Below are 23,675 nucleotides of genomic sequence, written 5' to 3'. Positions count from 1 at the left end.
TCCGGGGCGCGCCTCTTGGCGCGAGCCCGGAATCCATTTCCCCGCAACACCCGCAGCACGATGGATTCCGGACTCGCCCTTTGGGCGCCCCGGAATGACGGCCTGGGAGGCCCGAAACACCCCGGCCTGACCTCACGCCGCACCCTCCGTTAACCCTTTGCTAACCATACACCCGGCAAGAATTGCCGGGTAAAGTCGAGTGTCGTCAGCCGCGTAGAACGGGAGGTCCCCCGTGGACGCCAGTGCGGTGCCTCACTTTCGAAACGGCGGCCCTTCGGCCGCCGCGCAGACATTTGGGGCGCGCGGGCGGCAGTCGCGCGGGGGAGCAGCTACCATGGTCGACGTCACCGCGGGACAGGGCGTAGGCAGCACGAAAGCCAGCTTCCCGACCCTTACCGAGATCGGCAACATCCTCAAGCGCGGCGATATCGCGCTGGCGCTCGGCGTCCTCACCATCCTGGTGGTGCTGATCCTCCCCCTGCCCGCGATCGTGCTGGACCTGTTCCTGGCGATCTCGATCACGCTCTCGATCCTGATCCTGATGACGTCGCTGTTCATCCAGGCGCCGCTGGAATTCTCCGCCTTCCCGACCGTCCTCCTGATCTCGACCATGCTGCGGCTGTCGCTGAACATGGCCTCGACCCGACTGATCCTGTCGCACGGGCACGAGGGCACGGATGCCGCCGGTCACGTCATCGAAGCCTTCGGCAGCTTCGTGATGGGCGGCAATTTCGTCATCGGTATCATCGTCTTCGCCATCCTGATCATCGTCAATTTCGTCGTCATCACCAAGGGTTCGGGCCGTATCGCCGAAGTCGCCGCACGCTTCCACCTGGACGCGATGCCCGGCAAGCAGATGGCGATCGACGCCGATCTCTCCGCCGGCCTGATCGACGAAAAGGTCGCCAAGCACCGGCGCAAGGAGCTGGAGGACGAGAGCGGCTTCTTCGGCGCCATGGATGGCGCCTCGAAATTCGTCCGCGGCGACGCCATCGCGGGCCTTTTAATCGTCTTCATCAATATCGTTGGCGGCATGATCATCGGTGTCGCGCAGCAGGGCCTCTCCTTCGCCGACGCCGGGCGCAGCTACACGCTGCTGACCGTCGGCGACGGCCTCGTCACCCAGGTGCCGGCGCTGATCGTCTCGACCGCGGCCGGCCTGCTCGTCTCCAAGGCCGGCGTGTCCGGCGCCGCCGACAAGGCGCTGATGAAGCAGTTCTCCGGCTACCCGCAGGCGCTCGCGATGTCCGCGGCGGTCATGCTGGTGCTGGCGGCCCTGCCGGGCATTCCGACCATTCCCTTCCTGGCGCTCGGCGCCGGCGCCGGCGCGCTCGCCTGGCACGCCCGCAACCGCAACCGCGTGACGGCCAAGGCCGAGGAAGCCGCCAGGACCGCCCCCGCGCCGGGAACGCCAGGTGCGCCGGGCGCCGCTGCGGCCGAAGAGCCGATCTCGGCCGCGCTCAAGATCGACGACCTCAAGATCGAGCTCGGTTACGCGCTGCTGCCGCTGGTCAACGGCCCTGATGGCACCGACCGCCTCACCGAGCAGATCAAGGCGCTGCGCCGTTCGCTCGCCATCGAGATGGGCTTCGTGATGCCCGCCGTGCGCATCCTCGACAACGTCCAGCTCGAAGCCAACACCTACATCATCAAGATCAAGGAGGTCGACGCCGGCACCGGCAAGATCTGGCCGAACCAGTTCATGGTCATGGACCCCGGCGGCAGCCAGGTGCAGGTGCCCGGCATTCACACCACCGAGCCGACCTTCGGCCTGCCCGCGACCTGGGTCGATGCCAGCCTCAAGGAAGAAGCCTCGCTCAAGGGCTACACCGTCGTCGACGCCGCGACCGTGCTCTCGACCCACCTCACCGAGCTGCTCAAGGCCAACATGTCGGACCTGCTCTCCTATGGCGAGGTGCAGAAGCTGCTCAAGGAGCTGCCGAAGGAGCAGAGCGAGCTGGTCAAGGACATCGTGCCGGGCCAGGTCACGGTCTCCGGCATCCAGCGCGTACTGCAGCTGCTGCTCGCCGAGCGCATCTCGATCCGCGATCTCTCGACCATCCTGGAAGGCATCGCTGACTCGCTCGCCTTCTCGCGCAATCCCGCGACCATGGTCGAGCATGTCCGCGCCCGCCTCGCGCGGCAGATCTGCGCCCAGAACACCTCCTATAGCGGTTATCTGCCGCTGATCGCGCTGTCGGCGCGCTGGGAACAGGCCTTCGCCGAATCCATCATCGGCCAGGGCGAGGAACGCAGCCTCGCGATGCAGCCCTCGAAGCTGTCGGAATTCATGACCGGCGTGCGCGAGGCCTTCGAGCGCGCCGCGCGCGAAGGCGAGGCGCCGGTGCTGGTCACGTCTGCGGCAATTCGTCCCTTCGTACGCTCCCTCGTCGAGCGGTTCCGGGCCCAGACGACGGTGCTGTCGCAGGCTGAAATCCACCCCAGGGCGAGGTTGAAAACGGTCGGAAGCATCTGATTTGCCTTAAGAAGCCGTATGTTTTTCAGCCACAGGCAAATGGTTTTTGAGTTCCTGGCGCCTTGTCGACCAAATGCAAATTAGGCGCCTCGCAAGCACATTACACCTTTGAAATAATTATATAATCGCACGATTGAGGGGTCGCCTTTGATCGCGATCTTTCACGTCCTGTCACGCTCTTGTGATGGCCCCTTGGGAACGAATCCCCCCAATACTAGGTTGTTGGGGACCGGAAGCATGAACCTCCCCCAACAGGGTAGCGACTACTTCGGGTAGATGGCGGCAGGAGCCTTCCATGAACCACTCGATTTACAGCGCTGATCGCTCGACCCACTTGAAAATCGTGGTCGTAGCCCTCGTCGCCGGCATCGCGGTGGCAGGCTTCGGCATCACGGCGGCACGCACGGGTTCGGACGAAGGCCTGACCCAGACCGCCCGCGTCATCAAGGCCGGCAAGCCGGTTGTTATCACCAGCTCGAACGCGTCCCTCGTTCGATAAGGAGATTTGACGAGTTTTATGAATTCACGCGGCTCTTTACCAGCCCCCCAAAGTCGCCACGTGGATATGTAGACGACCCCAACCCCAAGTCGACTACGGAAAGCGCCCGCCCCCCACGGGCGCTTTCTCATTTGTGGGGTGCTGTTGCCGCCCCAGCACTGCTGTCATTCCCCGCGAAGGCGGGGAATCCAGTACGCCGCGGTTTCTCGGCTCAAGCAAGGGTCTCTGGAATACTGGATCGCCCGCCCCCGTGCGCAATTGCGCACAAGGCGGGCGATGACAGTGAGGTTGAGGCACGCGCGCAGCCCAGCAACTACCGCGCCCCATAAGTCGGCGGCGGCGCCTGGACCGTCGGCGCTGCGGCAGCGAAGAGCTCGTCCTTGCGGCCGGTGAGCGGCGGGTAGATGCGCTTGCAGTTGATGGTCTGCTTGGTCGCTTTTGCAGCCGCGCCAGTGGTGCGAACCTCGCGATCCCACCCTTCCGTATAGAGCGCGCCCCAGCCGCCGAGGTCGAGCACGGTCACATACCAGTCGATGCGCAGCGGCAACATCGGCAGGCCGGCCAGATCGGCCACGACATTGTGACCGGCGAAGCGGCCCATGGGACGGGCGAACTGGCAGGACATCACCGTCGGGTGCAGTCCATCGACCACGCTCGAGGCGACATCGCCGGCGGCGAACACGCCCGGCACATCGGCAACCCGCATGAAAGGATCGACCAGCAGGCGGCCGAGGCGATCGCGTGCGCCCGCGAAGCTCTCGGCCAGCCGGCTCGCGCGCATCCCGGCGCACCAGATCACCGTCTGCGCCGGGATGAACTCGCCCGAGCTCAGGTGCATCCCGGCGGCCTCGACGGACACGACGCGCACGCCAAGCCGCGTCTCGACGTCGAGCGAGGCCAAAGCCGTCTCGATGACGGGACGCGCATGCGCGCCGATGGTGGCGCCGACCGCAGGGTTGGGATCGACCAGGACGATGCGGCGGCTGCCGGTGATGCCGGCGCGCGCCAGCCTGTCGGGCATCTCGGCCGCGACCTCGATACCGGTGAATCCGGCGCCGACCACCACGACCGTCGAGCGCCCCGGCGATGGCGCGCGGTGTCCGAGCGAGACGAGATGATTTTCGAGGATGAGCGCAGCGGCATAGGTATCGACGTCGAAAGCATGCTCGGCAAGGCCGGGGATGGCGGGACGCATCACTTCGCTGCCGAGCGCCAGCACTAGGCGGTCGTAGCTCAGCGTCTCCTCGCCACTGTTCGTGACGAGAGAAATCTCGCGCCGTGCCGCGTCAATGGCTTCGACCTCGCCGATGCCATGAGTGACGCCGATCGGATCGAGCAGCTGCGGCAACGGCAGTGCGACCTCGCTGAGGTCGGCCTCGTAGTTGCGCACCCGGATGTTGTGATAGGGATTGCGATCGACGACTCGGATCTCGACGTCACGGCCGGCCGCGCCGATCTCGTCGCGCTTGCGCGCGGCGCCGATGGCCGCCCACAGACCCGCAAACCCGGCGCCGAGCACGACGATACGCGCCATGTCCGTTTACTGCCTTGTCCAAGAATTCCGGCGGCCTGCCCGCGCAGGCAGATATAGCTCATTCGACCGGATCGACCAACTGCGGCGGCGCCGCTCCGCCGCATAAAATCGCGGCTCAGGCTTCGCGCAGCTCCGATGGCGTCGCACCGAAACGCTTGCGGAAGGCGCGGTTGAAATAGGACAGGTCGGAGAAGCCCGAGGAATGCGCGATGTCGCTGATCTTGCGCGTTCTCGCGCGGGGATCGCCGAGCAGCTTCCGCGCCAGCACCAGGCGCTGCTCCAGCACGAATTCGGTGAAGGTCGTGCCGGCCTGCTCGAACAAGCGTTGCGCCTGGCGCGGGCTGAGCCCCGAGCGCGTCGCGATCTCGGACAGACAGAGATCGTTGCGGCCAAGCGCCGCCATCACGTCGGCGCGCATGAGATCGAGACGGGCCGCCGCATGTCCGCGACCGCGCGCAAGGCTTGCATGCTCCGCATCGGTGCCGAGCAGCAGGCCGACGAGATCGATCACGTGCTGCGCGGTCAGGCGCTGGCCGACGGCGTCGAGATGCGGCGCGTGGTTGGCGGCGAGTGCGTGGTAGCGGAAGATCGTCTCGGCCACCGCGCCGTCGGAGAGAACTTGCGACAGCTTGTCCTCGGCACGCGGATTGATGTCGAGCAGCGCGCGGCGCGGCATACGGATGCTGGTGAAGCGATCTTCCTGGGTGTGGCCGACGGTGCCGGTGACGCCCATGTCGACCAGCACCATCTGCGCCGGCGCAAGCTCGACGGTGTGGCCGTTCTGCCCGACGCGGACGAGACCCGCATGCGCGGCGATCAGGACGAGATCGTCGCTGCCGTCGGCAAGATGGCTTTGCGTGCGTGAATATTGCGCGGAGGCACCTTCGGGAATGGCCAATGCGATATTGTCGACCACGCTGACCTGGAGCCGGCAATCGATGCTGTCGCCATGGCTCGGCCCGACATCGAGGCCGCAGGGACCGAAGGCCCGCTCGCGCCAATGTTCGAAGGCCGGACCATGCGGAAGACCCGCATATTGGTGGACGAAGATGCCCGGCGTCTTAGCTGCATCCATCTGACTTCTAGCCCCTTCTCCGGCGCCATGATGTGCGGCGCCGACTGCAAATTCCGGGCATTTGACGCCGCGGATTGCGGGGAGGTTCAACGCGGGGGCGGATTCGGCGGGACTTGTCGGGTTGCGACGGCTGGACGGACCTTGGCGACGGTCGAGCGCCGTGTAGCCCGGATTGCGCTGCGCTCCATCCGGGCTACGGCGCCACGACACCTACTTCTTCGCGGGCGCCTGCGGTTGAGACGGCGGCACGGTCTCGATCAGCTTGCCGGAAAACACCGGAGCCGAGGTCGGCTGGCCGTTGGGCGAGCCGCCGGCCTGCTCGACGGTGACGGCGTAGGTCGCACCGTTGACGACCTCGGGATCGAAGGAGCCGAGCACCGGGCGCGCGGTGAAATCGCCCGCGCCGATCACGCCGAGCGAGCGCGGACGTGGCAGCTTGTCGGAGATCAGCCAGAGCTCGAAGCTCTTGCCGGCCTCCGGCGTCGCGCCGACCTTGCGCACGGTGAAATTCCGCGTCGCGCCGTCGACCGTGAGGATGAAGGCGGGACCGCCGCCCTGGCCCTGCAACAGCGCGACATATTGCGCAGCAGCCGCGAGCGGCGCCGGCGTCTTCACTTCCACAATCTGGATGCGCGGCGCCGGACGCAAGCCGCCCGGCAGCGCATCGGGCCGGAAGATCTGAAGCGACAGCGTCACCAGCAGCGCGGCAGCAAGCGCGCCCACGGCGGAGGCGATCGTGCGCCAACGCTTCACGCGGCTCTCGAGCCGGATGACGTTGCTGTTGTCGGCGACCGGCGCCGGCGGCGCGCGCACGACGTCAGGATCGGGCGCATGCACCTGCGGCATGAATATCGGCGCGATGTCGGGAAGCGCATCGGGTGCCGGCCGCGCCGTCCCGGGCTGCTCCGCTTCGGAAGGCTGCAGCTCCGGTTGCGGCGCGACGTCCGGTGCCGGCTCGGGCGGTGCAGCTTCGATCGAGGAGGACTCCGGCACAGGTGGCGGCGGCACAGGTGGCGGCAGCGGCGAAGCTTCCGGTTCAGGCGTCTCCTGCGCAAAGTCCGTCCGCGCAAGCTCGGACCGGATGTTCTCCCACACGATCGGACGCGGCTCGACCGAACCGACCATCTGGTTGAGGACGCCGAGCCGGTAAGCCCAGGCCTGCACGACATCGGCGAACGCCTCGTCCACGGCCATCATGGTCTCGACCTGCGCGCGCTCGTCGGCGTCGAGCGTGCCGAGCGCATATTCCGCGGCGAGCGCGATATGGTCCTCCGTGTAGGCCATCACTTGCAGTCCAGAACCACTCTCACAATGCAAGCCCTCATAGTCCGAGGCACTCGCGGATATCCAACATACTGCGCCGGAGCCACGTCTTCACCGTGTTGACGGGCGCGGCGAATTTTTCCGCCAATTGCTCGCGGCTCCAGCCGTTGTAATAGGCGAGAAGCACGAGCCGCTGACGATCCGGCTCGAGCCGGCCGATGCATTCCAGGAGCCGCTTCAACTCCTCGGTCATCTCCCTCCGCGCCAGCGGATCGGGGCTGTCGGCAGCGACTTCCATCGCCTGCGGCTCTTCCTCGATGGAGACTTCCGTCTTCTTGCGCACGATGTCGATGGCGCGGTTGCGCGCGATCGATGCCATCCATGTGATCGGCGACGACAAGGCCGGATTGAACTGGCCCGCGCCGTTCCAGATCTTGACGTAGGTCTCCTGAATGACCTCCTCTGCGAGATCCTGTCGACGCAAGATACGGAGCACGACGCCATAGAGTTTCGCGCGCGTGGCGACGTAGAGGCGCTCGAACGCGGCCTGATCGCCCCTGGCGACCTCTCCAATCAGCCCGGCCAGCTCTGCTGGCGTCAGCATTCGGCCCCCCACGCACGGCCTGTCGCGTTCCGCGCGGGCCCTGGCACTCCGCTACCATAGCGCGCGGCAAAGCCCATCACCAAGGGGCGGCGCGCCACGCTGTGGATAGCAAACGCAAAACCCGGACCTTGCGGGCCCGGGTTCGACGAATTCTCGGCTGTTGGACCGCTGGCTGCGTCGTCAGGCGACGGCGCCGATGCGGGCGCGCATCAGGCCGATGCTGTCGAGATCGGCCTGCTCGCGGGCGTTTTCCTCGGCGCGCTCGCGGGCCTGGTCACGCTCGTCGAGGAGCTCGACCTTCTTCAGTTCCTCGAAGGCTTCGGCCAGCGCGGCCTTGGCTTCGTCGAGCTGGCCCTTCAGCTCGTCGGCCGAGCGGGTCAGGTTCTCGCGGCGCTGAATCGCGGCCTTGGCATAGGTCGGATAAGCGAAGTGCGAGGGATCGTTGATCCCGGCACGCTCCTGCTCGGTCGTGATCTCGCGTTCAAGATCGGTCGACATCCGCTGGAAGTCGGCGATCATGGTCTCGATCTGGGTGACCCGGCGGCGCTTCTCGTCGACCTGAAATTTCTTCAGGCGGATGAGGGTATCACGTGACTTCATCGACTCATACTCCCCAGAAGTCCCCTGGCTGCACGTGGGACGTCACCGGTCTCCCCACAGGCCCGATTGGGGCCAAGACCGGCTCTGCTACTCTGTGAGAGCGGATGATGACCTGACAAAGTTAGCGTTCCGTTTCCAAATCACCGAGGATTTGCGCCAACTGGCGGTAGCCGTCCGCCAGTGATGCATTTTCGTCCTTGCGCTGGCGCAGGAACGCCTCCAGCGGCTCGTGCAGCCGGATCGCCTCGTCGACCTCGGGGCTGGAGCCGGCCCGGTAGGCCCCAAGCCGGATCAATTCCTCCATGTCGGCATAGGTCGCCATCACCTGGCGGGCCCGCTGGATGGTCGGCCAGAACTGCGGATCGGCCGATTTCGGCATGGTGCGGGAGACGGATTTGAGGATGTTGATGGCGGGGTAACGGCCGCGCTCGGCGATCGAGCGCTGCATCACGATATGGCCGTCGAGGATGCCGCGGACGGCATCCGCGATCGGCTCGTTATGGTCGTCGCCGTCGACCAGCACCGTGAAGATCGCGGTGATCGCGCCCTCGCCCAGGCCCGGCCCCGCGCGCTCCAGGAGCTTCGGCAGCTCGGTGAACACGGTCGGCGTATAGCCCTTGGCGGTCGGCGGCTCGCCGGCGGACAGGCCGATCTCGCGCTGGGCCATGGCAAAGCGCGTCACCGAGTCCATCAGGCAGAGCACGTCCTTGTCCTCGTCGCGGAAATATTCGGCCACCGCGAGCGTCAGATAGGCGGCCTGGCGCCGCATCAGCGCCGGCTCGTCCGAGGTTGCGACCACCACGACCGAGCGCGCCAGGCCCTCCTCGCCGAGGTCGTCCTGCAAAAATTCCTGGACCTCGCGGCCGCGTTCGCCGATCAGCCCGATGACGCTGACCGCGGCATCGACGTTGCGCGCGAGCATCGACAGCAGCACCGATTTGCCGACGCCGGACCCTGCGAAAATGCCCATGCGCTGGCCGCGGCAGCAGGTGAGGAACGTGTTCATCGCGCGCACGCCGAGATCGAGCGGGGCGCCGACGCGCTTGCGCGAATGCGCCGGCGGCGGCGAATTGCGGTATGGCATCGGCGCCGGGCCCTGCGGCAACGGCCCCTTGCCGTCGATCGGTTCGCCCAGCGCGTTGACGACGCGGCCCAGCCAGGCCGATGACGGACGCACTTGATTGGCGGCATTGGCGATGACGGCCTTGCAGCCGCGGCGCACCCCGTCCAGGCCGGCGAACGGCATCACGACAGCGTTGTTGCCGGAGAAGCCGATCACCTCGCAGGGAATGGAACGGTTCGCGCCGGTCTCGATCACGAGCCGCGCCCCGACCGACATCGCGTGAATGGGTCCGGCCACCTCGACCATCAGGCCGCGAACGCCGACCACGCGGCCATAGATGTTGACGCCGTCGATGTCGCCGATCTGTTCGGCAAGGGCCTTCATCAGCGGCGCGCCTTCAATAGGAGGACCTTCATAAGGTGATCGCCTTCGATCCCGGGCATCGTGGCGAAAGACTTAAGTTTCGCCATATTTCTGAACGGCGCTTAACTTCGTGTTTACCCGCATCGTTAATCATTGCGTCACTGTCTTTGTGACTGAGCGTGGCTCCCCTTCAGAAGAAGGCTGAGTCGCGGGAGTCGGTTAGGCCCGTCTCTTAAAGTGGAACTTGAACGGTACGGGGTGACGAAAGCTGCTTCGCGCGCAAGACCTTAGGGCGATTCGACAAAAATTGCACCGGGGGGACTTGCGTTCCAGAATCAGAGTTTGTTAACCATCTGTTGTCAGGATCCGAATCAGTTGTTCAAAGGCGTTTTGTTGAGTGCCGCGAATGCGGCCGACCTGACGCCCGGGAGCGGCGACTATGGGGAACTGGCATGCGCGTTTTGCTGATTGAAGATGACAGCGCCGTCGCGCAGTCGATCGAGCTGATGTTGAAGTCTGAGAGCTTCAACGTCTACACGACCGATTTGGGGGAAGAAGGCGTCGATCTCGGTAAGTTATACGATTACGACATTATTCTTCTCGACCTCAACCTGCCCGACATGTCCGGTTACGACGTGCTCAAGCAGCTTCGGGTCTCCAAGATCAAGACACCGATTCTGATCCTCTCCGGCCTCGCCGGCATCGAGGACAAGGTCAAGGGTCTCGGCGTCGGCGCCGACGACTACATGACCAAGCCCTTCCACAAGGACGAGCTGGTGGCCCGCATCCACGCGATCGTGCGCCGCTCCAAGGGTCACGCCCAGTCGGTCATCCAGACCGGCGACCTCGTCGTCAACCTCGACACCAAGACGGTGGAAGTCGGCGGCCAGCGTGTGCATCTGACCGGCAAGGAATACCAGATGCTGGAGCTCCTCTCGCTCCGCAAGGGTACGACCCTCACCAAGGAAATGTTCCTCAACCACCTCTATGGCGGCATGGACGAGCCCGAGCTGAAGATCATCGACGTCTTCATCTGCAAGCTCCGCAAGAAGCTCGCCAACGCTTCCGAGGGCCGCAACTTCATCGAGACCGTGTGGGGCCGCGGCTACGTGCTGCGCGAGCCGCACGAGCACGAAGAGCGCATTCCCGCCTGATCCTGGGCTTTACGTCGCGAGCCCCCCGGGGCTCGCTCCTCCCAGCCTGGACCCCGCCGCAAATGGCGGGGTTTTGTTTTTTGGGGACGCCAAGGCGGCCTCATCGTCCTTGCGCCATTGAACCGCTATCCTCCCGTCGCCGACGAATGGTCGCTGCACGATGGGGGAACGATGATCCTGCAATCACTCGCCGGCCTGCCCGCCTTCCTGGTTTATTTCTGCACTGGCCTGATCGCGATCGTGGCGTATCTGTTCGTCTACACCCGCATCACCCCGCACAATGAATTCCAGCTCATCCGCGACAACGAGCCGGCTGCCGCGATCGCGCTCGGTCTCAGCCTGCTCGGCTTCGTGGCGCCGCTGGTCAGCGCGATCGCGCATTCGGCAAATGTGCTGGACTGCCTGATCTGGGCGATCATCGCGCTGATCGTGCAGATCATCGTGCTCTTCCTGGTGAAGGTCCCGGTGCCGAACCTGTCGGCGCGGATTGCCGCAGGCGAGCTTGCGCCGGCGATCTGGCTCGGGCTGTCCTCCCTCGCGGCGGGCCTGTTGAACGCCGCCTGCATGATCTACTGACATGGCCAAACCCTCCAAAAAGGAGTTCGGCAAGCGCCGGCCGGCGCCCGTGGCGCCGCCATCGGGGCCGCCGGTGAAGCGCTCCGGCCATGTCGCGCTGCTGGTGATGGGCACGATTGCGGTCGGCACCACCGCCTACACGCTGATGCCGCGGCAGCACTGCGAGCCCACGCCAGGAGCCGTGCCGGGCCAGACGACCACGACGTGCAGCAGTAGCAGCAGTAGCAGCAGTTCATCGGGCGGCAGCGGCGGCAGCAATTCGCGCTGGTCGTCGCGATCGAGCTTCTTCAGCAGCGACTCCTCGAGCCATTCCTCATCGGGAACCTCTTCGGACTCAGGCTCCAGCAGCGTGAGCCGTGGCGGTTTCGGCTCGTTCGGCCATGGCTTCTCGGGGGGTGGTTGATCCATGCGACGCATCGTCTGCCCCGAACGCGACGACTGGCGGCAGACCGCCGAACAATGCGGCTTCGCCTTCCACACCATCGATGGCGAACGCTATTGGGACGAGAGCGCCTATTACGCCTTCACGCTCGACGAGATCGAGCGCGGCATCGAGACGCCGACAGCCGAGATCGACGCGATGTGCCTGGAGCTTGCCGGCCGCGTGATCGGTGACGACCGCCATCTGCGACGCCTCAAGATTCCGGAGGCATTCTGGAGCTTGATCGCCGAGAGCTGGGAGCGTGACGACCGCAGCCTCTATGGCCGGCTCGATCTGAAGTTCGACGGACAGTCGCCTGCAAAGCTGCTCGAATACAACGCGGACACGCCGACCTCGATCTTCGAGGCCGCGGTGTTTCAATGGACCTGGCTCGAACAGGCGATCGAACGCCGCATCATTCCGGCGCGCGCGGACCAGTTCAACTCCATCCACGAGCGGCTGATCGCGGCGTGGAAGGAGATTGCCGCAGGCCGCCATGTCCATCTCACCGGCACCACAGGCAACGAGGAAGACGCCGGCACGCTCGCTTATCTCGAGGACACCGCGCGCCAGGCGGGGCTCTCGACCAGGCTGCTCGACATCGAGGAGATCGGCTGGCGCCACGAGCCTGGCGGCTTCGTCGATCTCGACGACGGCGACATCGCGCTCGCCTTCAAGCTCTATCCCTGGGAATGGATGTTCCACGATGCCTTCGGCGCCAAGCTGATGAGCGCGCCCACGCGCTGGATCGAGCCGCCGTGGAAGGCGGTGCTCTCCAACAAGGGCATTTTGCCGCTGCTCTGGGAGATGTTTCCGAACCATCCCAATCTGCTGCCGGCCTTCTTCGAGGACGACACACGGGCAGCCGAGCTCGGCAGCTCCTACGTCCGCAAGCCGCTGCTGTCGCGCGAAGGCGCCAATGTCACGCTGGTGTCCGGCGGCACGCCGCTCGACGAGCAGGCAGGCCCTTACGGCGCAGAAGGCTTCGTGCGGCAGGCGCTGTCGCCGCTGCCGAATTTCTCGGGCTTCTATGTGGTGGTGGGAAGCTGGCTGGTGAACCACGAGCCGTGCGGCCTGTCGATCCGCGAGGACGAGAGCCCGATCACCGGCAACCGCTCGCGGTTTCTGCCGCATGCGATTTTGTAGAGGCTCGTCATTCCGGGGCGCTCGCGAAGCGAGCGAGCCCGGAATCCATAGCCACAGGCGGATGAAATGGCCCGCGTCTAACCGCCTGTCCTTTCGATGGCCTGTGGTTATGGATTCCGGGCTCGGCGCTGACGCGCCGCCTCGGAATGACAGAAACGGAGATCACCTCGCCGCGGCGACCTTCAGCGGCTGCGGCATCAATCCGCCCAGCGGACGGCCGGAGCGCGCGGGGTTGAGCTGATAGAGACCGCGGCGCTCGGTGATCGGGCGGAATGCGTCGGTGATTCCGACGACGGATTCGGCGGCGCCAAGCAGCAGCGTGCCGTCGGCTTCCAGTCCCTTCGCCATGCGCTCGAAAATCACGGCCTTGGTGTCCTGGTCGAAATAGATCAGCACGTTGCGGCAGAAGATCACGTCGAACGTGCCGAGATGGGAGAAGTCCTGCAACAGATTGAGCTGACGGAACTGCACCATCGCGCGAATGTCGGCATTGAGCTGCCAGAGCTCGCCGGCTTGCGTGAAGTATTTCATCAGGTGCTGGATCGGCAGACCGCGCTGCACCTCGAACTGGCTGTAGATGCCGGCCCTGGATTTCTCCAGCACCTCCTGCGACAGATCGGTGGCGACGATCTCGATGCGCCAGCCGGCGAAGGCCGCGCCCATCTCCTTCACGCACATCGCGATCGAATAGGGCTCCTGCCCGGTCGACGAGGCCGCCGACCAGATGCGGAGCGACCTGCGCGCCGCGCGCGCCTGGAGCAGGCCCGGCAGGATGGTTTCGCGCAAATGATCGAACGGGATCTTGTCGCGGTAGAAGAAGGTTTCGTTGGTGGTCATCGCCTCGACCACGTCGGTCGCAAGCCGGCCATCGCCGTTCCTGATCTTCAGCACGAGATCGGGAATACCTGGCAAGCTCGCCTTGCGGGCAAGCGGCAGCAGCCGGCTCTCGACGAGATACTGCTTGTCGGCGGAGAGATCGAGGCCGGAACGCTCTTTCAGGAACTTGCGCAGATACTCGTAGTCGACCGGCGTCACGAGCGGTCTCCCGCGAACAGGCGGTTGACCTTGGCGCCGATCTGATTGAGCGGCAGGATCGCCGCGCAGATGCCGGCATTGGCCGCCGCGCCCGGCATGCCCCAGACCACGCTGGAGGCTTCGTCTTGCGCGATCACGTTGCCGCCGGCGGCAACGATGTCCTTGCCGCCGCGCATGCCGTCCGAGCCCATGCCCGTCAGGATCACCGAGAGGATGTTGCCGTGCCATATGTCAATGGCGGAGGTGAACAGCGGATCGACCGCGGGCTTGCAGAAATTGACGGCGGGACCGTCGTCGAGCGCGATCGCCGCGTCCGCGCCGCTGCGCACGACACGCATGTGCTTGCCGCCGGGCGCGAGGTAGATCCGTCCCGGCTTCACTGGCTCGCCGTCGACCGCCTCGGCCGCCGGCTTGCGGCTCGCGCGCGCCAGGTGCTCGGCGAGAATGGTGGTGAAGGTCGGCGGCATGTGCTGGGTGATGAGCACCGGGAAGCGGTCGATCACTGGGCCGAGCTCGGTGACGAGCGCCATCAGTGCCTGCGGACCGCCGGTCGAGGAGCCGATCAGCAGCACCTTCGGTGCGTGGGCCGAGAACGGGCGCGTGGACAGCGCCCCCGACGACGGCGCATGCAGGGCCGGTGCGGGCGCGGCAGGCCGCACGACGGCCGGTGCGCGTGCAGCCGGTGCCGGGGTCGCGGGCGCCAGCGGCGGGCTCGCGACCGCGGGCCTGCGGCGCAGCCGCGCGCCGAGGTGACGGATCTTCTGGATCAGGTCGTGATGAAAGATGTCCGCGGCCGACGCTTCGCGCGTCGACTCCGGCTTCGGAATGTAGTCGGCCGCGCCGAGCGACAGCGCCTTGAAGCTGATCTCAGCGTTACGGCGGGTCAGCGTCGAGGCCATGATGATGACGAGATCGCGCTTCTTCGCCAGCAGTTGCGGCAGCGCCGAGATGCCGTCGAGCTCGGGCATTTCGATGTCGAGCACGGCAACGTCGGGATTGATGCGTTCGAGCTGGTTGACCGCCTCGAGCCCGGTGCGCAGCGAGGCCGCGACCTCCATGTCATGCTCGGCACCGATCCAGCGCGAGATCAGACCGCGGATGACGACGGAGTCGTCGACGACCATCACCCGCAGCGGCCCGGCGTCGCGCGACGGACCCGTGGTCGAATTACCTGCGAACGCAACACTCATTACTCACCAACTCAGACTGAAACGGTTCAGTTGAAACAATCGCCGAAGGATCCGTTCAGCCTCCGGATGTTCGCTCAGATAAGTCCGACTTCCTGGAATTTCGCCGTCACGATGTCCTTGTCGAAGGGCTTCATGATGTATTCGTTGGCGCCGGCGTGCAACGCACGGGCGATGTGCGCGACGTCGTTCTCGGTGGTGCAGAACACCACCTTGGGCTGGTCGCCGCCGGGCATCCGCCGGAGATGGCCAAGGAATTCGTAGCCGTCCATGACCGGCATGTTCCAGTCGAGCAGCACCGCATCGGGCAACCCGCGCTTGCAGGCCTCCAGTGCCTTTTCACCGTCCTCGGCTTCGAGAATCTGGAAGTCGAGGCCCTCCAGGATCCGGCGCGCAACCTTGCGGATGACGCTGGAATCATCAACGACGAGACAAGTGCGCATGTGAACCTCTGCTTCCTACCCCCCCTTGTGGGGGTACTTCCAATTGCGAGTCCGTCGGCGGCGATGCCGCTGTATCAGGCCGCCATCATCTCGGGCGCGAGTTCGAGGACGCGATCGACGTCGAGGACGACCATGAGCTGGCCGTCGAGGCGGTGGACGCCGCCGGCGAGCTTGGCCATGCGGGGATCGAGGTTGACCGGGTTCTCTTCCTTGCCGTCCTCGGCAAGCCGCAGCACCTCGCCGATCTGGTCGATCAGGAGGCCGTAGGATTCACCGCGCAGGTCGACGCCGACCGCCATCGGGGTCTTGCCGTCCTCGGGCTTGGGCAAGCCGAGCCGGGCGCGCATGTCGACCACGGTGACGATGCGGCCGCGCAGGTTCAGCACGCCCGCGATCTCGCGCGAGGACAAGGGAACGCGGGTGACGCGCTCGGGCATGAACACGTCCTGGACCCGGGAGATCGGCAGGCCGAACAGCTGGCCGCCGATCATCGCGGTGACGTATTCGACCATGGCGCCTTCGCTGGTCTGCATCTTGTTGCTCATCTGCGTATCTCCTGATCCATCCCGCTCTTAGGCCGCTGCCCGGCTCAGCTCGGAGGCGCCGGCGGCGCCTGCGGTCTGTTCCTTCAGCGCCGCGATCAGACCGGGACGGTCGAACTTGGCGACATAGTCGTGGAAGCCGGCCTGACGGCCGCGCTCGATCGCCGCCGGCGACACCAGCGCGGACAGGCCGATGATCGGCATCGCGCCCAGATTGGTGTCGGAGCGGATCACTTCGGCGAACTCGAACCCGTTCATGTCGGGCATCTCGATGTCGGTCAGGACCACGTCGAAGCTCTGCGCACGCAGCGCAGCCAGGCCCTCCTGCGCGGTCGGCGCGGTGCGGACGCGGTAGCCGGCCGCCTTCAGCACCGGGGCCAGCATGTTGCGGAAGAACGCCGAGTCGTCGACCAAGAGCACCGACTGCGAATGCATCGACGGCTTCATCTCCTTGCGGGTGAACCAGTCGGCGAACGCCATCGGCAGGAAGTGGCCGACGTCGATCACTTCGGTGGCCTGGCCCTTGATCACGGCCGAGCCGAGGATGCCGGAGGCGGAGCCGCCGACCTCGATGTTGAGCCGTTCCTCGACGATGTCGATGATCTCGTCGACGACGAGGCCCATGGAGCGGCCGTCATCGGCGAACACCAGGATCGGCTGGGCGCCCTGGCTCGCGATGGTGACGCTCTCCATGGCGACGAGCGGCATCAGCTGCTCGCGGTACTGCACCATGTAGCGGCCGTTGCTGAACTCGATCTTGTCGGCCGGAAGCTCTTCCAGGCGGGTGACGAGCCCGAGCGGGACCGCCTTGGGCTGGCTGGAGCCGGCGCGGAACACCAGCAGCGAGGTGGTCTGCTCGCCACTTCCGATGTGATGCGCGCCGTTCTCGTCGCCCATGTCATGGGCCGAGGAGCCGGCGGCGCCGAGCGCCTTGGCAATGCCGTTGGGGTCGATGATCATGATGACCGCGCCATCGCCCAGAATGGTGTTGCCGGAGAACATGTCGATGTGACGCAGCTTCGTCGACATCGGCTTGACCACGATTTCTTCGGTGTGGAAGACGCCGTCGACCACGATGCCGAACGTCTGGCTGCCGACTTGCGTAACCACGATGAAGCCGTTCTCGGGATCGCTGGCCGCGCCGTCGTCGATCTTCAAGAGCTTCTTGAGGTGGATCAGCGGCAAGAGCTTGTTGCGCAGCCTGAGGACCGCGGTGTCCTTGATGCGCTCGATGCGGTGCTCGCTGTTGGCGCGGGCACGGACGAGCTCGACCACCGAGAGCTGCGGGATCGCAAAGCGGTCGCCGGCGGCCTCGACGATCAGCGCCGAGACGATCGCCAAGGTCAGCGGGATCTTGATGGTGACGGAGGAGCCTTCGCCGGCGACGCTCTTGATGTCGATGGTGCCGCCGATCTGGTCGATATTGGTGCGCACCACGTCCATGCCGACGCCGCGGCCGGAGACCGAGGTGATCGCGGCTGCCGTGGAGAAGCCGGGCGCGAAGATGAACTTGTGGATCTGGGCTTCGCTCATCTTCTCGAGCTCGGCCTCGGTGACGAGACCGGAGGAGATCGCCTTGGCCTTGATCCTCTCGGTGTTGAGGCCTCTTCCGTTGTCGGCGATGCAGATGATGATGTGGCCGCCCTCGTGATAGGCGGACAGGCGGATGGTGCCCTGCTCGCCCTTGCCGGACGCGAGCCGCTCGGCGGGGGTCTCCAGGCCATGGTCGGCGGAGTTGCGCACCATGTGGGTGAGCGGGTCCTTGATCAGGTCGAGCACCTGGCGGTCGAGCTCGGTGTCGGCGCCGTGCATCTCCAGCTCGATCTGCTTGCCGAGTTCGCTCGAGAGATCGCGGACAATACGGGGCAGCTTCTGCCAGGCATTGCCGATCGGCTGCATGCGCGTCTTCATGACGCCTTCCTGCAGCTCGGCGGTGACGTTGGACAGGCGCTGCAGCGGCACCTTGAACTCGGTGTCCTCGTTGCGGCGGGAGATCTCCAGCAGCTGGTTGCGGGTCAAGACCAGCTCGGAGACCATGGTCATCAGATGCTCCAGCGTATCCACGTTGACGCGGATCGACTGGTTGGCGATGCGGTCGCCCTCGGCGGCGCCCTCGTCGGCCATCGACTTCTTCGGCGCGGCCTTCTCCTTGGCGGGCTTCGCAGCTTCCTTGGCAGCTTCCTTGGCGGCGGGCGCCGGAGCTTCAGCGGCCGGCTCGGCCTTGACGACGGGGGCCGGCGCTTCGATCGCGGTCTCGCGGAAGGCACGCTCGAGCTCGTCGAGCGAGACTTCGCCCGGACGCAGCGGACGCTCCAGGGTCTGGTCGATCAGCGAGCCCGTGGTCATCTCTTTGGCAGGCGCGGCTTTGGCTTCGGCGGGGGCTTCCGGCACCAGCGGCGGCGCCTCAGCGACAGAAGCGGTAGCACCGGCCGCCATTGCGGCCATGCCCTGCTCGACCATCGCTTCCAGCTTGTCGATGAGATCGCGGTCGGTGCCCTCGGGCTCGGCTTCGGTTGCCTCGAGGCCAGCGAGGATCTCCTTGATGCGGTCGATCGAGGACAGGATCACCGTCACGGCCTGCCCCGTCACCGGCATGCCGTCGCGGAATTTGCCCATCAGCGTCTCGCCGGCATGCGCCAGCGCTTCAAGCCGCGGCAGTCCGAGGAAGCCGCACGTGCCCTTGATGGTGTGGACCAGGCGGAAGATGTTATCCAGGATCTTGGCGTTGTTCGGCTCCTGCTCGAACTTCACCAGCTGATTGTCGACGGTGTCCAGGCTCTCGCTGGTCTCCGTCAAAAACTCCCGCAACAGATCATCCATGAAAACAGGCCTTCATACAGGGAGGGCGCGCACAACTTGTGATGCGCCATTTCGGAATGGGGCCAGCTTCACCGCAAAGCGTTTAATAATGGTTGAGTATGTGCAAAAGAACGGAACCAACAAAGAGATAAGGCGCTCCGGACAAGCCGAAGCGCCTCGTAAAGGATAGATTAACGTTTGAGGGCGGGGACGCGCCTACGACGCGGTAACGGTGATGGCTTCGCCCTCGTGCGCGAGCCTCACGGTGAGCCCGCAAGCCTCTGCCAACAGCCGCGTATAATAAGGCTGGATCGCGTGCGCATCCGCGGCCGGGCCGCGCTCCCCGCTCAGGAGCTCGGAGATGTTCTGCGGCAGGCGCGCATTATGACCGGTCGCAGTGACGCGAAAGCTCATGCTCTCGCCCTCGCCGATCGGGTCGATCGTCAGCATGCCGCCGCGCGGGATCGTGTGCTGGGAAACAACCAGCATATTGAGCAGCAGCTTGACGCGATTCTTCGGCAGCAGGAGCCGCGGCAGATTCCAGGTGATCGAGCACTTGCCGTCCTCGATATGGCCGCGCGCCATGGTCTGGGCATCGCCGAGGTCGATCTGCGCCCCGGACGAGCCGGCCGCGCCGAAGGCCAGGCGACAGAACTGGAGGCGGGCGGAGGCGGTTTTCGCGCTCTTACGGATCAAATCGAGCGCGAACTCGCGATCCTCCGGCTTGGGATCGTCGTCGAGCACTTCGAGCCCATTGACGATGGCGCCGACAGGGCTGATGAGATCGTGGCAAACCCGCGAGCACAGGAGCGCGGCGAGTTCGAGCGCATCTGGAGCGGTAGCGGTACCGGGTGACGAAGCGTCAGACATAAAGGGTTCCTGGAATTGCACGGCGCGGACGCGGCGAATCACGCATGCTTGACGATGCCGCAGGTTCTAACATTCGCAAGCCCGTGGCAGCTAGCTTGCGATCGGTTCGAAGCGGCCATAAAGCCGCGGCGAATCAGTCGAGTAGGGATGGAATTGCCGATGAATGAGGCATGCAGGTGAAGCGAATCATCGACGGCCCGGCCGCCTCCCACCTGATGGAGCCGCTCACCGCGCTGGTGGTGAAGGCGGGCGAAGCGATCCTCGCGGTCAACCGGGCAGCGATGCGGGTCGACGGCAAGCACGACGGCTCGCCGGTCACCGAGGCCGATCTCGCCGCCGACCGCATCATCGCTGACGGCCTGGCGCAGCTCGCGGCCGACGTGCCGACGCTGTCGGAAGAGCGGACCCACCTCGCCTCGCCGCCATTCCGCGACAGCTTCTTCCTGATCGACCCGCTCGACGGCACCAAGGAGTTCGTCGCCGGCCGCGACGAGTTCACGGTCAACCTCGCCCTCGTGACCGAAGGCGTGCCGTTGCTGGGCATCGTAGCCGCGCCCGCGCTCGGCCTGCTCTGGCGCGGCATCGTCGGCCGCGGCGCCGAGCGCGTCAGGTTCGACGGCGTGAACATCGGTGCTGCCGAACCGGTCCGCACCCGCACGCTGCCGACGCAGGGCGAGCCCTGGATCGCGGCGGTGAGCCGTTCCCATGGCGACCTCAGGAGTGAAGCGTTCATCGACGGCCGGCCCAATGCGGTCAGGAAGACGGTCGGCTCGGCGGTGAAGTTCGGCCGGATCGCGGAGGGCAGCGCCGACATCTATCCCCGCTTCGGACCCACTTGCGAATGGGATGTCGGGGCGGGCTGCGCGGTCGTGACGGCGGCCGGCGGCAAGGTCACCGACGGCAAGGGTGGCGAGCTCCGATTCGGCCAGCGCGGCGACACCGGCTTCATCATCCCGGAGTTCATCGCCTGGGGTGATCCGCGGGCGGCAGGCTGCTACTGACTGAGCAGTTATTGACTAAGCTGATCCTGGAGCGCCGGCCAGCGCTTGCGCACCTCATAGAGGAAGCGCTCCGGGTCGGCGGCGAAGGCATCGCGGTTGGCCTCCCGGCTGAACAGATAGAGCCGCTGCGCCGAAATCACGTAGAAGCGGGGATTGGCGGCGACGGCCACGCCGCGGGCAATGTCGGCCGGATCGTAGCCGCCAAACTGCGGTCCGTAGATCTCGGGATGGGCCAGGAACGACGCCCGGTTGCCCTCGTTGCGGAAACGCCAGACCGCGCCCCACAGGTTCGCCTCGAACTCGGCCGTCCCCTGCACGGCCGCGCCATCGACGAAATAGGCGACGGGGTCGAAACCCTCGATCGCGACGCCGCTGAAGCGGTTGACGACGATCCGCTCGGTGGTGGCAGCCTCGGCCGGCAAACCTGCGCCGGCGATCCAAACGCCAGCCAGCAGGCAGGCCAGAAAGCGGATCAAGGCGATTCCGGGGCGCAAAGGGCTATCTTCCTGCCGTTGTGCCGTCATAGTTGCTGCGGATAACATCCGAGTCGAGGGGACATCCGGCGCAACCTAGAGCCGTGCCTGTTGGCGTCAGGTTAAGGAAGCGGCGGGATTCGATACCAGGGGTTCTTTTATGACTTTCGCATCACGCCTTGCTGCGGTCGCGCTTGCCGCGCTGGTCGGCTGGATCGTCCCGGCCTCCGCCCAGCAGGCGCCGCCGCCCAATTTGCCGCCGCCGCAGCGGAACCCGTCGCCCTCCACCTATGGGCCGGACGAGCTCGTGACCGCCGGCCACCGTTTCTTCGGCAACGTCTCGCGCGGGCTCGCCTCGATCATCGAGAAGGCCGTCAGCCAATGGGGCCTGCCCAACGGCTATATCCTGGGTGAGGAAGGGTCCGGCGCCTTCGTTGCCGGCCTGCGCTACGGCGAAGGCACGCTCTACACCAAGAACGCCGGCGACCTGCGCGTCTATTGGCAGGGCCCCTCGCTCGGCTTCGACTGGGGTGGCGACGGCGCGCGCACCATGACGCTGGTCTATAACCTGCCCGCCACCAACGCGATCTACCAGCGCTTCGCCGGCATCGACGGCTCAGCCTATATCATCGGCGGCTTCGGCATGACGGCGCTCACCGCCAACAACATCGTGCTGGTGCCGATCCGCTCGGGCCTCGGCCTGCGGCTGGGAGCCAACATCGGCTACCTCAAGTTCACGCCGCGCGCGACCTGGAACCCCTTCTAGGGCTCCCTCCTCCGGTCCAATTCCGGATTCACGTTAACAACAGGGCGGGGCTGGCTTTTTGCCGGCCCGCCATGCATTGTCTTTGGTAAATTTTTCCTTGCTTTCGGAGTTCTGGCCCCATGGTCGAACCGATCATGTACCTGGCGATCGGCTTCCTGCTCTCGATGCTGTGCGGGCTTGCCATCGTGCCGCTGGTGCATAACCGCGCGGTCCGCCTGACCACGCGCCGGCTCGAGGCCGCCACGCCCCTGTCGATGGCCGAGATCCAGGCCGACAAGGACCAGCTCCGCGCCGAATTCGCCATGTCGGCGCGGCGGCTTGAGATGAGCGTCGACCAGCTCAAGAACAAGACCACGAGCCAGCTCGCCGAGCTCGGCAAGAAGACCGACGCCATCAACCGCATGAAGATCGAGCTCGGCGAGAAGAACGCCACGATCTTCGCGCTGGAGGCGCGCGAGAAGGCGGTGAAGGAGCAGCTCCGCGCCACCGAAGAGGAATTCAACGCCAAGACCGACGCCCTGCGCACCGCCGAGAACGCGCTGACCGACAAGCAGGGCGAGCTCGCAAAAATCAATTCCGAGCTGTCCGACCGCTCGATGATGGCGGAGAGCCGTCAGGTCGAATTGGTCGTGGTGCGTGCGCAGATCGAGGAACTGAAGAATCGCGTCGGCGACGCCGAGAAGGAATTTGCCGCCACGCAGGCGCGGCTGACGCAGGAACGGACCGAATCCGAGACCGCCTCACGCGAGCTCGGCGATGCGCGCGGCCGTGTCGAGAATCTGAGCCAGCGCGTCACCGAGCTCGATCGCCAGCTGATCGTGCAGGTCAAGGAGGCCGAGATGCTGTCGAGCCGCGTCGCCGATCTCGAAGGCCGCCTCGCCACGCAGGGCAAGCTGCTCGCCGAGCGCGACTACGAGAACAACCAACTACGTCAGGCCAACGAGGGCAATGATCGCATCATCAAGGAGCTGCGCGTCGAGATCGCGGGCTTAAGCGGCGGCAAGTCGTCGGCGGCGTTCGAATCGCTCCGCGCTGAAAAGACCACACTGGAGGAGCAGCTGCGCACCGCGCGCGACGAGCGCGCCAAGCTCCAGCGCGACATCAACGCGATCCAGCAGCAGGCGGAGAGTTCCTGGGCGACCGAGCGCATGGAGAATGCGCTGCTGCGCGAACGCATCAACGACATCGCCGCCGAGGTCGCGAAGCTCGCGATGCAGCTCGAAGGCCCGAACTCGCCGATCGAGGCCCTGCTGGCGGCCGAGGCCGGCCAGCCCCCGAAACCGGCGCCGCGCCCGGCCAACGACGCCGCCGGCAATGGCGCGGCCGCAATCACCCTGCCCGAGGGCGGCGGAACGCTCGCCGAGCGCATCCGCGCGCTCCAGGCCCACGCCTCCCGCGCCCGCCAGCAGGGCGCATAAGCGGCCCAAACCACGGTTTCGCCTGCGATTGCGTGATTGACGAAAGGTTTTCCGGCCTCGAGGCGCCTGGAAACTTGACACCTTTGGCCCGCACTTCTAAATCGCGGGCTCTGATGTGCCGGCCGGCCGAAAGTCCGGCCGTCGGCATGATGGTCCCGGGCGCATAGCTCAGCGGGAGAGCGTTCCCTTCACACGGGAGAGGTCCAAGGTTCGATCCCTTGTGCGCCCACCATTTCAAACCTGAATTCAATGATTTAGTCGCTGGCTTCCCCTGTAATGTGCCCCAAAAAAGCGGGGGCACAATAGGGGCACATCGGCTCCTACCTTGGTCAGTCGTTTCCGAGAAGCCAACCATCCAAGAGCAGAC

Annotated in this window: 22 protein-coding genes and 1 tRNA gene; 10 read left to right on the top strand and 13 right to left on the bottom strand. The window is 65.7% G+C overall.

All coding sequences use genetic code 11. From position 1 onward, the window contains the following. The first annotated feature begins 334 nt into the window (after window positions 1-334). Entirely contained in the window at window positions 335-2,476 is a 2,142-nt protein-coding gene (gene flhA / locus AB7008_RS11035; RefSeq protein ID WP_041955018.1) for a flagellar biosynthesis protein FlhA, read from the top strand. Window positions 2,477-2,771: 295 nt separating this feature from the next. After that, on the top strand, window positions 2,772-2,975 hold the full coding sequence (locus AB7008_RS11030; RefSeq protein WP_014497685.1) for a hypothetical protein: 204 nt from the start codon (window positions 2,772-2,774) through the stop codon (window positions 2,973-2,975). 313 nt (window positions 2,976-3,288) lie between these two features. On the opposite strand, the gene AB7008_RS11025 is transcribed toward AB7008_RS11030, so the two are convergent. From AB7008_RS11025 to fliI, 6 genes are all read right to left on the bottom strand, one after another. After that, window positions 3,289-4,509, bottom strand: coding sequence for an NAD(P)/FAD-dependent oxidoreductase (locus AB7008_RS11025; RefSeq protein WP_248881492.1), 1,221 nt, complete (start codon window positions 4,507-4,509; stop codon window positions 3,289-3,291). 115 nt (window positions 4,510-4,624) lie between these two features. Next, window positions 4,625-5,584: a helix-turn-helix transcriptional regulator gene (locus AB7008_RS11020; RefSeq protein WP_304492821.1), complete on the bottom strand. Its 960-nt coding sequence runs from the start codon at window positions 5,582-5,584 to the stop codon at window positions 4,625-4,627. Between the two features lie 210 nt (window positions 5,585-5,794). Beyond that, window positions 5,795-6,868, bottom strand: coding sequence for an anti-sigma factor (locus AB7008_RS11015; RefSeq protein WP_304492820.1), 1,074 nt, complete (start codon window positions 6,866-6,868; stop codon window positions 5,795-5,797). A 37-nt stretch (window positions 6,869-6,905) separates the two neighbouring features. After that, a complete protein-coding gene (locus tag AB7008_RS11010; RefSeq protein WP_441258798.1) occupies window positions 6,906-7,451 on the bottom strand; it encodes a sigma-70 family RNA polymerase sigma factor in 546 nt (181 codons plus the stop codon). Window positions 7,452-7,631: 180 nt separating this feature from the next. Then, window positions 7,632-8,051, bottom strand: coding sequence for a flagellar export protein FliJ (gene fliJ / locus AB7008_RS11005; RefSeq protein ID WP_008138882.1), 420 nt, complete (start codon window positions 8,049-8,051; stop codon window positions 7,632-7,634). Between the two features lie 121 nt (window positions 8,052-8,172). Continuing rightward, window positions 8,173-9,498 (bottom strand): flagellar protein export ATPase FliI, encoded by a 1,326-nt coding sequence (gene fliI / locus AB7008_RS11000; RefSeq protein WP_038936482.1) that lies wholly within the window; start codon window positions 9,496-9,498, stop codon window positions 8,173-8,175. Between the two features lie 431 nt (window positions 9,499-9,929). Here fliI and ctrA point away from each other — a divergent pair, with 431 nt between their 5' ends. The 4 genes from ctrA to AB7008_RS10980 all read left to right on the top strand — a co-directional run bounded on the left by ctrA (window position 9,930) and on the right by AB7008_RS10980 (window position 12,774). Then, window positions 9,930-10,631 (top strand): response regulator transcription factor CtrA, encoded by a 702-nt coding sequence (gene ctrA, locus AB7008_RS10995; protein WP_008138878.1) that lies wholly within the window; start codon window positions 9,930-9,932, stop codon window positions 10,629-10,631. Window positions 10,632-10,802: 171 nt separating this feature from the next. Beyond that, entirely contained in the window at window positions 10,803-11,207 is a 405-nt protein-coding gene (locus AB7008_RS10990; protein ID WP_212486699.1) for a DUF350 domain-containing protein, read from the top strand. Window position 11,208: 1 nt separating this feature from the next. Beyond that, a complete protein-coding gene (locus AB7008_RS10985) occupies window positions 11,209-11,610 on the top strand; it encodes a hypothetical protein (protein ID WP_304492819.1) in 402 nt (133 codons plus the stop codon). 3 nt (window positions 11,611-11,613) lie between these two features. Then, window positions 11,614-12,774 (top strand): glutathionylspermidine synthase family protein, encoded by a 1,161-nt coding sequence (locus tag AB7008_RS10980; RefSeq protein WP_304492818.1) that lies wholly within the window; start codon window positions 11,614-11,616, stop codon window positions 12,772-12,774. Between the two features lie 162 nt (window positions 12,775-12,936). Here AB7008_RS10980 and AB7008_RS10975 read toward each other — a convergent pair whose 3' ends face one another. The 6 genes from AB7008_RS10975 to chpT all read right to left on the bottom strand — a co-directional run bounded on the left by AB7008_RS10975 (window position 12,937) and on the right by chpT (window position 19,650). Continuing rightward, the gene (locus AB7008_RS10975) at window positions 12,937-13,809 is read right to left on the bottom strand and encodes a CheR family methyltransferase (RefSeq protein WP_028158902.1); all 873 of its coding nucleotides are present in this window, start codon (window positions 13,807-13,809) and stop codon (window positions 12,937-12,939) included. Next, window positions 13,806-14,999 carry a protein-glutamate methylesterase/protein-glutamine glutaminase gene (locus AB7008_RS10970; RefSeq protein WP_041955012.1) on the bottom strand — a complete coding sequence of 398 codons (1,194 nt, stop codon included), beginning with the start codon at window positions 14,997-14,999 and terminating at the stop codon, window positions 13,806-13,808. The genes AB7008_RS10975 and AB7008_RS10970 overlap by 4 nt, the downstream gene beginning before the upstream one ends. Window positions 15,000-15,073: 74 nt before the next feature. Next, window positions 15,074-15,439, bottom strand: a complete 366-nt coding sequence (locus AB7008_RS10965) for a response regulator (protein ID WP_007600538.1) — start codon at window positions 15,437-15,439, stop codon at window positions 15,074-15,076. A 74-nt stretch (window positions 15,440-15,513) separates the two neighbouring features. Next, window positions 15,514-15,984, bottom strand: a complete 471-nt coding sequence (locus AB7008_RS10960; RefSeq protein WP_028158900.1) for a chemotaxis protein CheW — start codon at window positions 15,982-15,984, stop codon at window positions 15,514-15,516. 27 nt (window positions 15,985-16,011) lie between these two features. Next, window positions 16,012-18,801 carry a hybrid sensor histidine kinase/response regulator gene (locus tag AB7008_RS10955; RefSeq protein ID WP_441258797.1) on the bottom strand — a complete coding sequence of 930 codons (2,790 nt, stop codon included), beginning with the start codon at window positions 18,799-18,801 and terminating at the stop codon, window positions 16,012-16,014. A 195-nt stretch (window positions 18,802-18,996) separates the two neighbouring features. Beyond that, complete coding sequence (gene chpT, locus AB7008_RS10950; RefSeq protein WP_028160240.1) at window positions 18,997-19,650, bottom strand: histidine phosphotransferase ChpT; 654 nt, start codon at window positions 19,648-19,650, stop codon at window positions 18,997-18,999. A 170-nt stretch (window positions 19,651-19,820) separates the two neighbouring features. On the opposite strand from chpT, the gene AB7008_RS10945 reads away from it, so the two are divergent. After that, complete coding sequence (locus AB7008_RS10945) at window positions 19,821-20,651, top strand: 3'(2'),5'-bisphosphate nucleotidase CysQ family protein (protein WP_248881486.1); 831 nt, start codon at window positions 19,821-19,823, stop codon at window positions 20,649-20,651. Between the two features lie 8 nt (window positions 20,652-20,659). Here the strand turns inward: AB7008_RS10945 and AB7008_RS10940 are convergent, their stop codons facing one another. Further along, window positions 20,660-21,145: a YHS domain-containing (seleno)protein gene (locus AB7008_RS10940; protein WP_304492817.1), complete on the bottom strand. Its 486-nt coding sequence runs from the start codon at window positions 21,143-21,145 to the stop codon at window positions 20,660-20,662. A gap of 139 nt (window positions 21,146-21,284) precedes the next feature. Here AB7008_RS10940 and AB7008_RS10935 point away from each other — a divergent pair, with 139 nt between their 5' ends. The 3 genes from AB7008_RS10935 to AB7008_RS10925 all read left to right on the top strand — a co-directional run bounded on the left by AB7008_RS10935 (window position 21,285) and on the right by AB7008_RS10925 (window position 23,540). Then, window positions 21,285-21,890, top strand: a complete 606-nt coding sequence (locus AB7008_RS10935; protein ID WP_028160243.1) for a DUF1134 domain-containing protein — start codon at window positions 21,285-21,287, stop codon at window positions 21,888-21,890. Between the two features lie 119 nt (window positions 21,891-22,009). Beyond that, window positions 22,010-23,308, top strand: coding sequence for a hypothetical protein (locus AB7008_RS10930; protein WP_441258796.1), 1,299 nt, complete (start codon window positions 22,010-22,012; stop codon window positions 23,306-23,308). 157 nt (window positions 23,309-23,465) lie between these two features. Further along, window positions 23,466-23,540, top strand: a tRNA-Val gene (locus tag AB7008_RS10925). Window positions 23,541-23,675: the final 135 nt, after the last annotated feature.

Origin of the sequence: Bradyrhizobium sp. 521_C7_N1_3, from assembly GCF_052075975.1 — a bacterium.
GTDB classification, from domain to species: domain Bacteria; phylum Pseudomonadota; class Alphaproteobacteria; order Rhizobiales; family Xanthobacteraceae; genus Bradyrhizobium; species Bradyrhizobium japonicum.
This window is presented reverse-complemented; position numbering and strand designations above follow the sequence as displayed.

What these genes read in the sequence shown, in the direction of transcription:
- flhA (WP_041955018.1), top strand. Translation starts at nt 335, where the DNA reads ATGGTCGACGTCACCGCGGGACAGGGCGTAGGCAGCACGAAAGCCAGC.
- AB7008_RS11030 (WP_014497685.1), top strand. Translation starts at nt 2,772, where the DNA reads ATGAACCACTCGATTTACAGCGCTGATCGCTCGACCCACTTGAAAATC.
- AB7008_RS11025 (WP_248881492.1), bottom strand. Translation starts at nt 4,509, where the DNA reads ATGGCGCGTATCGTCGTGCTCGGCGCCGGGTTTGCGGGTCTGTGGGCG.
- AB7008_RS11020 (WP_304492821.1), bottom strand. Translation starts at nt 5,584, where the DNA reads ATGGATGCAGCTAAGACGCCGGGCATCTTCGTCCACCAATATGCGGGT.
- AB7008_RS11015 (WP_304492820.1), bottom strand. Translation starts at nt 6,868, where the DNA reads ATGGCCTACACGGAGGACCATATCGCGCTCGCCGCGGAATATGCGCTC.
- AB7008_RS11010 (WP_441258798.1), bottom strand. Translation starts at nt 7,451, where the DNA reads ATGCTGACGCCAGCAGAGCTGGCCGGGCTGATTGGAGAGGTCGCCAGG.
- fliJ (WP_008138882.1), bottom strand. Translation starts at nt 8,051, where the DNA reads ATGAAGTCACGTGATACCCTCATCCGCCTGAAGAAATTTCAGGTCGAC.
- fliI (WP_038936482.1), bottom strand. Translation starts at nt 9,498, where the DNA reads ATGAAGGCCCTTGCCGAACAGATCGGCGACATCGACGGCGTCAACATC.
- ctrA (WP_008138878.1), top strand. Translation starts at nt 9,930, where the DNA reads ATGCGCGTTTTGCTGATTGAAGATGACAGCGCCGTCGCGCAGTCGATC.
- AB7008_RS10990 (WP_212486699.1), top strand. Translation starts at nt 10,803, where the DNA reads ATGATCCTGCAATCACTCGCCGGCCTGCCCGCCTTCCTGGTTTATTTC.
- AB7008_RS10985 (WP_304492819.1), top strand. Translation starts at nt 11,209, where the DNA reads ATGGCCAAACCCTCCAAAAAGGAGTTCGGCAAGCGCCGGCCGGCGCCC.
- AB7008_RS10980 (WP_304492818.1), top strand. Translation starts at nt 11,614, where the DNA reads ATGCGACGCATCGTCTGCCCCGAACGCGACGACTGGCGGCAGACCGCC.
- AB7008_RS10970 (WP_041955012.1), bottom strand. Translation starts at nt 14,999, where the DNA reads ATGAGTGTTGCGTTCGCAGGTAATTCGACCACGGGTCCGTCGCGCGAC.
- AB7008_RS10965 (WP_007600538.1), bottom strand. Translation starts at nt 15,439, where the DNA reads ATGCGCACTTGTCTCGTCGTTGATGATTCCAGCGTCATCCGCAAGGTT.
- AB7008_RS10960 (WP_028158900.1), bottom strand. Translation starts at nt 15,984, where the DNA reads ATGAGCAACAAGATGCAGACCAGCGAAGGCGCCATGGTCGAATACGTC.
- AB7008_RS10955 (WP_441258797.1), bottom strand. Translation starts at nt 18,801, where the DNA reads ATGGATGATCTGTTGCGGGAGTTTTTGACGGAGACCAGCGAGAGCCTG.
- chpT (WP_028160240.1), bottom strand. Translation starts at nt 19,650, where the DNA reads ATGTCTGACGCTTCGTCACCCGGTACCGCTACCGCTCCAGATGCGCTC.
- AB7008_RS10945 (WP_248881486.1), top strand. Translation starts at nt 19,821, where the DNA reads ATGCAGGTGAAGCGAATCATCGACGGCCCGGCCGCCTCCCACCTGATG.
- AB7008_RS10935 (WP_028160243.1), top strand. Translation starts at nt 21,285, where the DNA reads ATGACTTTCGCATCACGCCTTGCTGCGGTCGCGCTTGCCGCGCTGGTC.
- AB7008_RS10930 (WP_441258796.1), top strand. Translation starts at nt 22,010, where the DNA reads ATGGTCGAACCGATCATGTACCTGGCGATCGGCTTCCTGCTCTCGATG.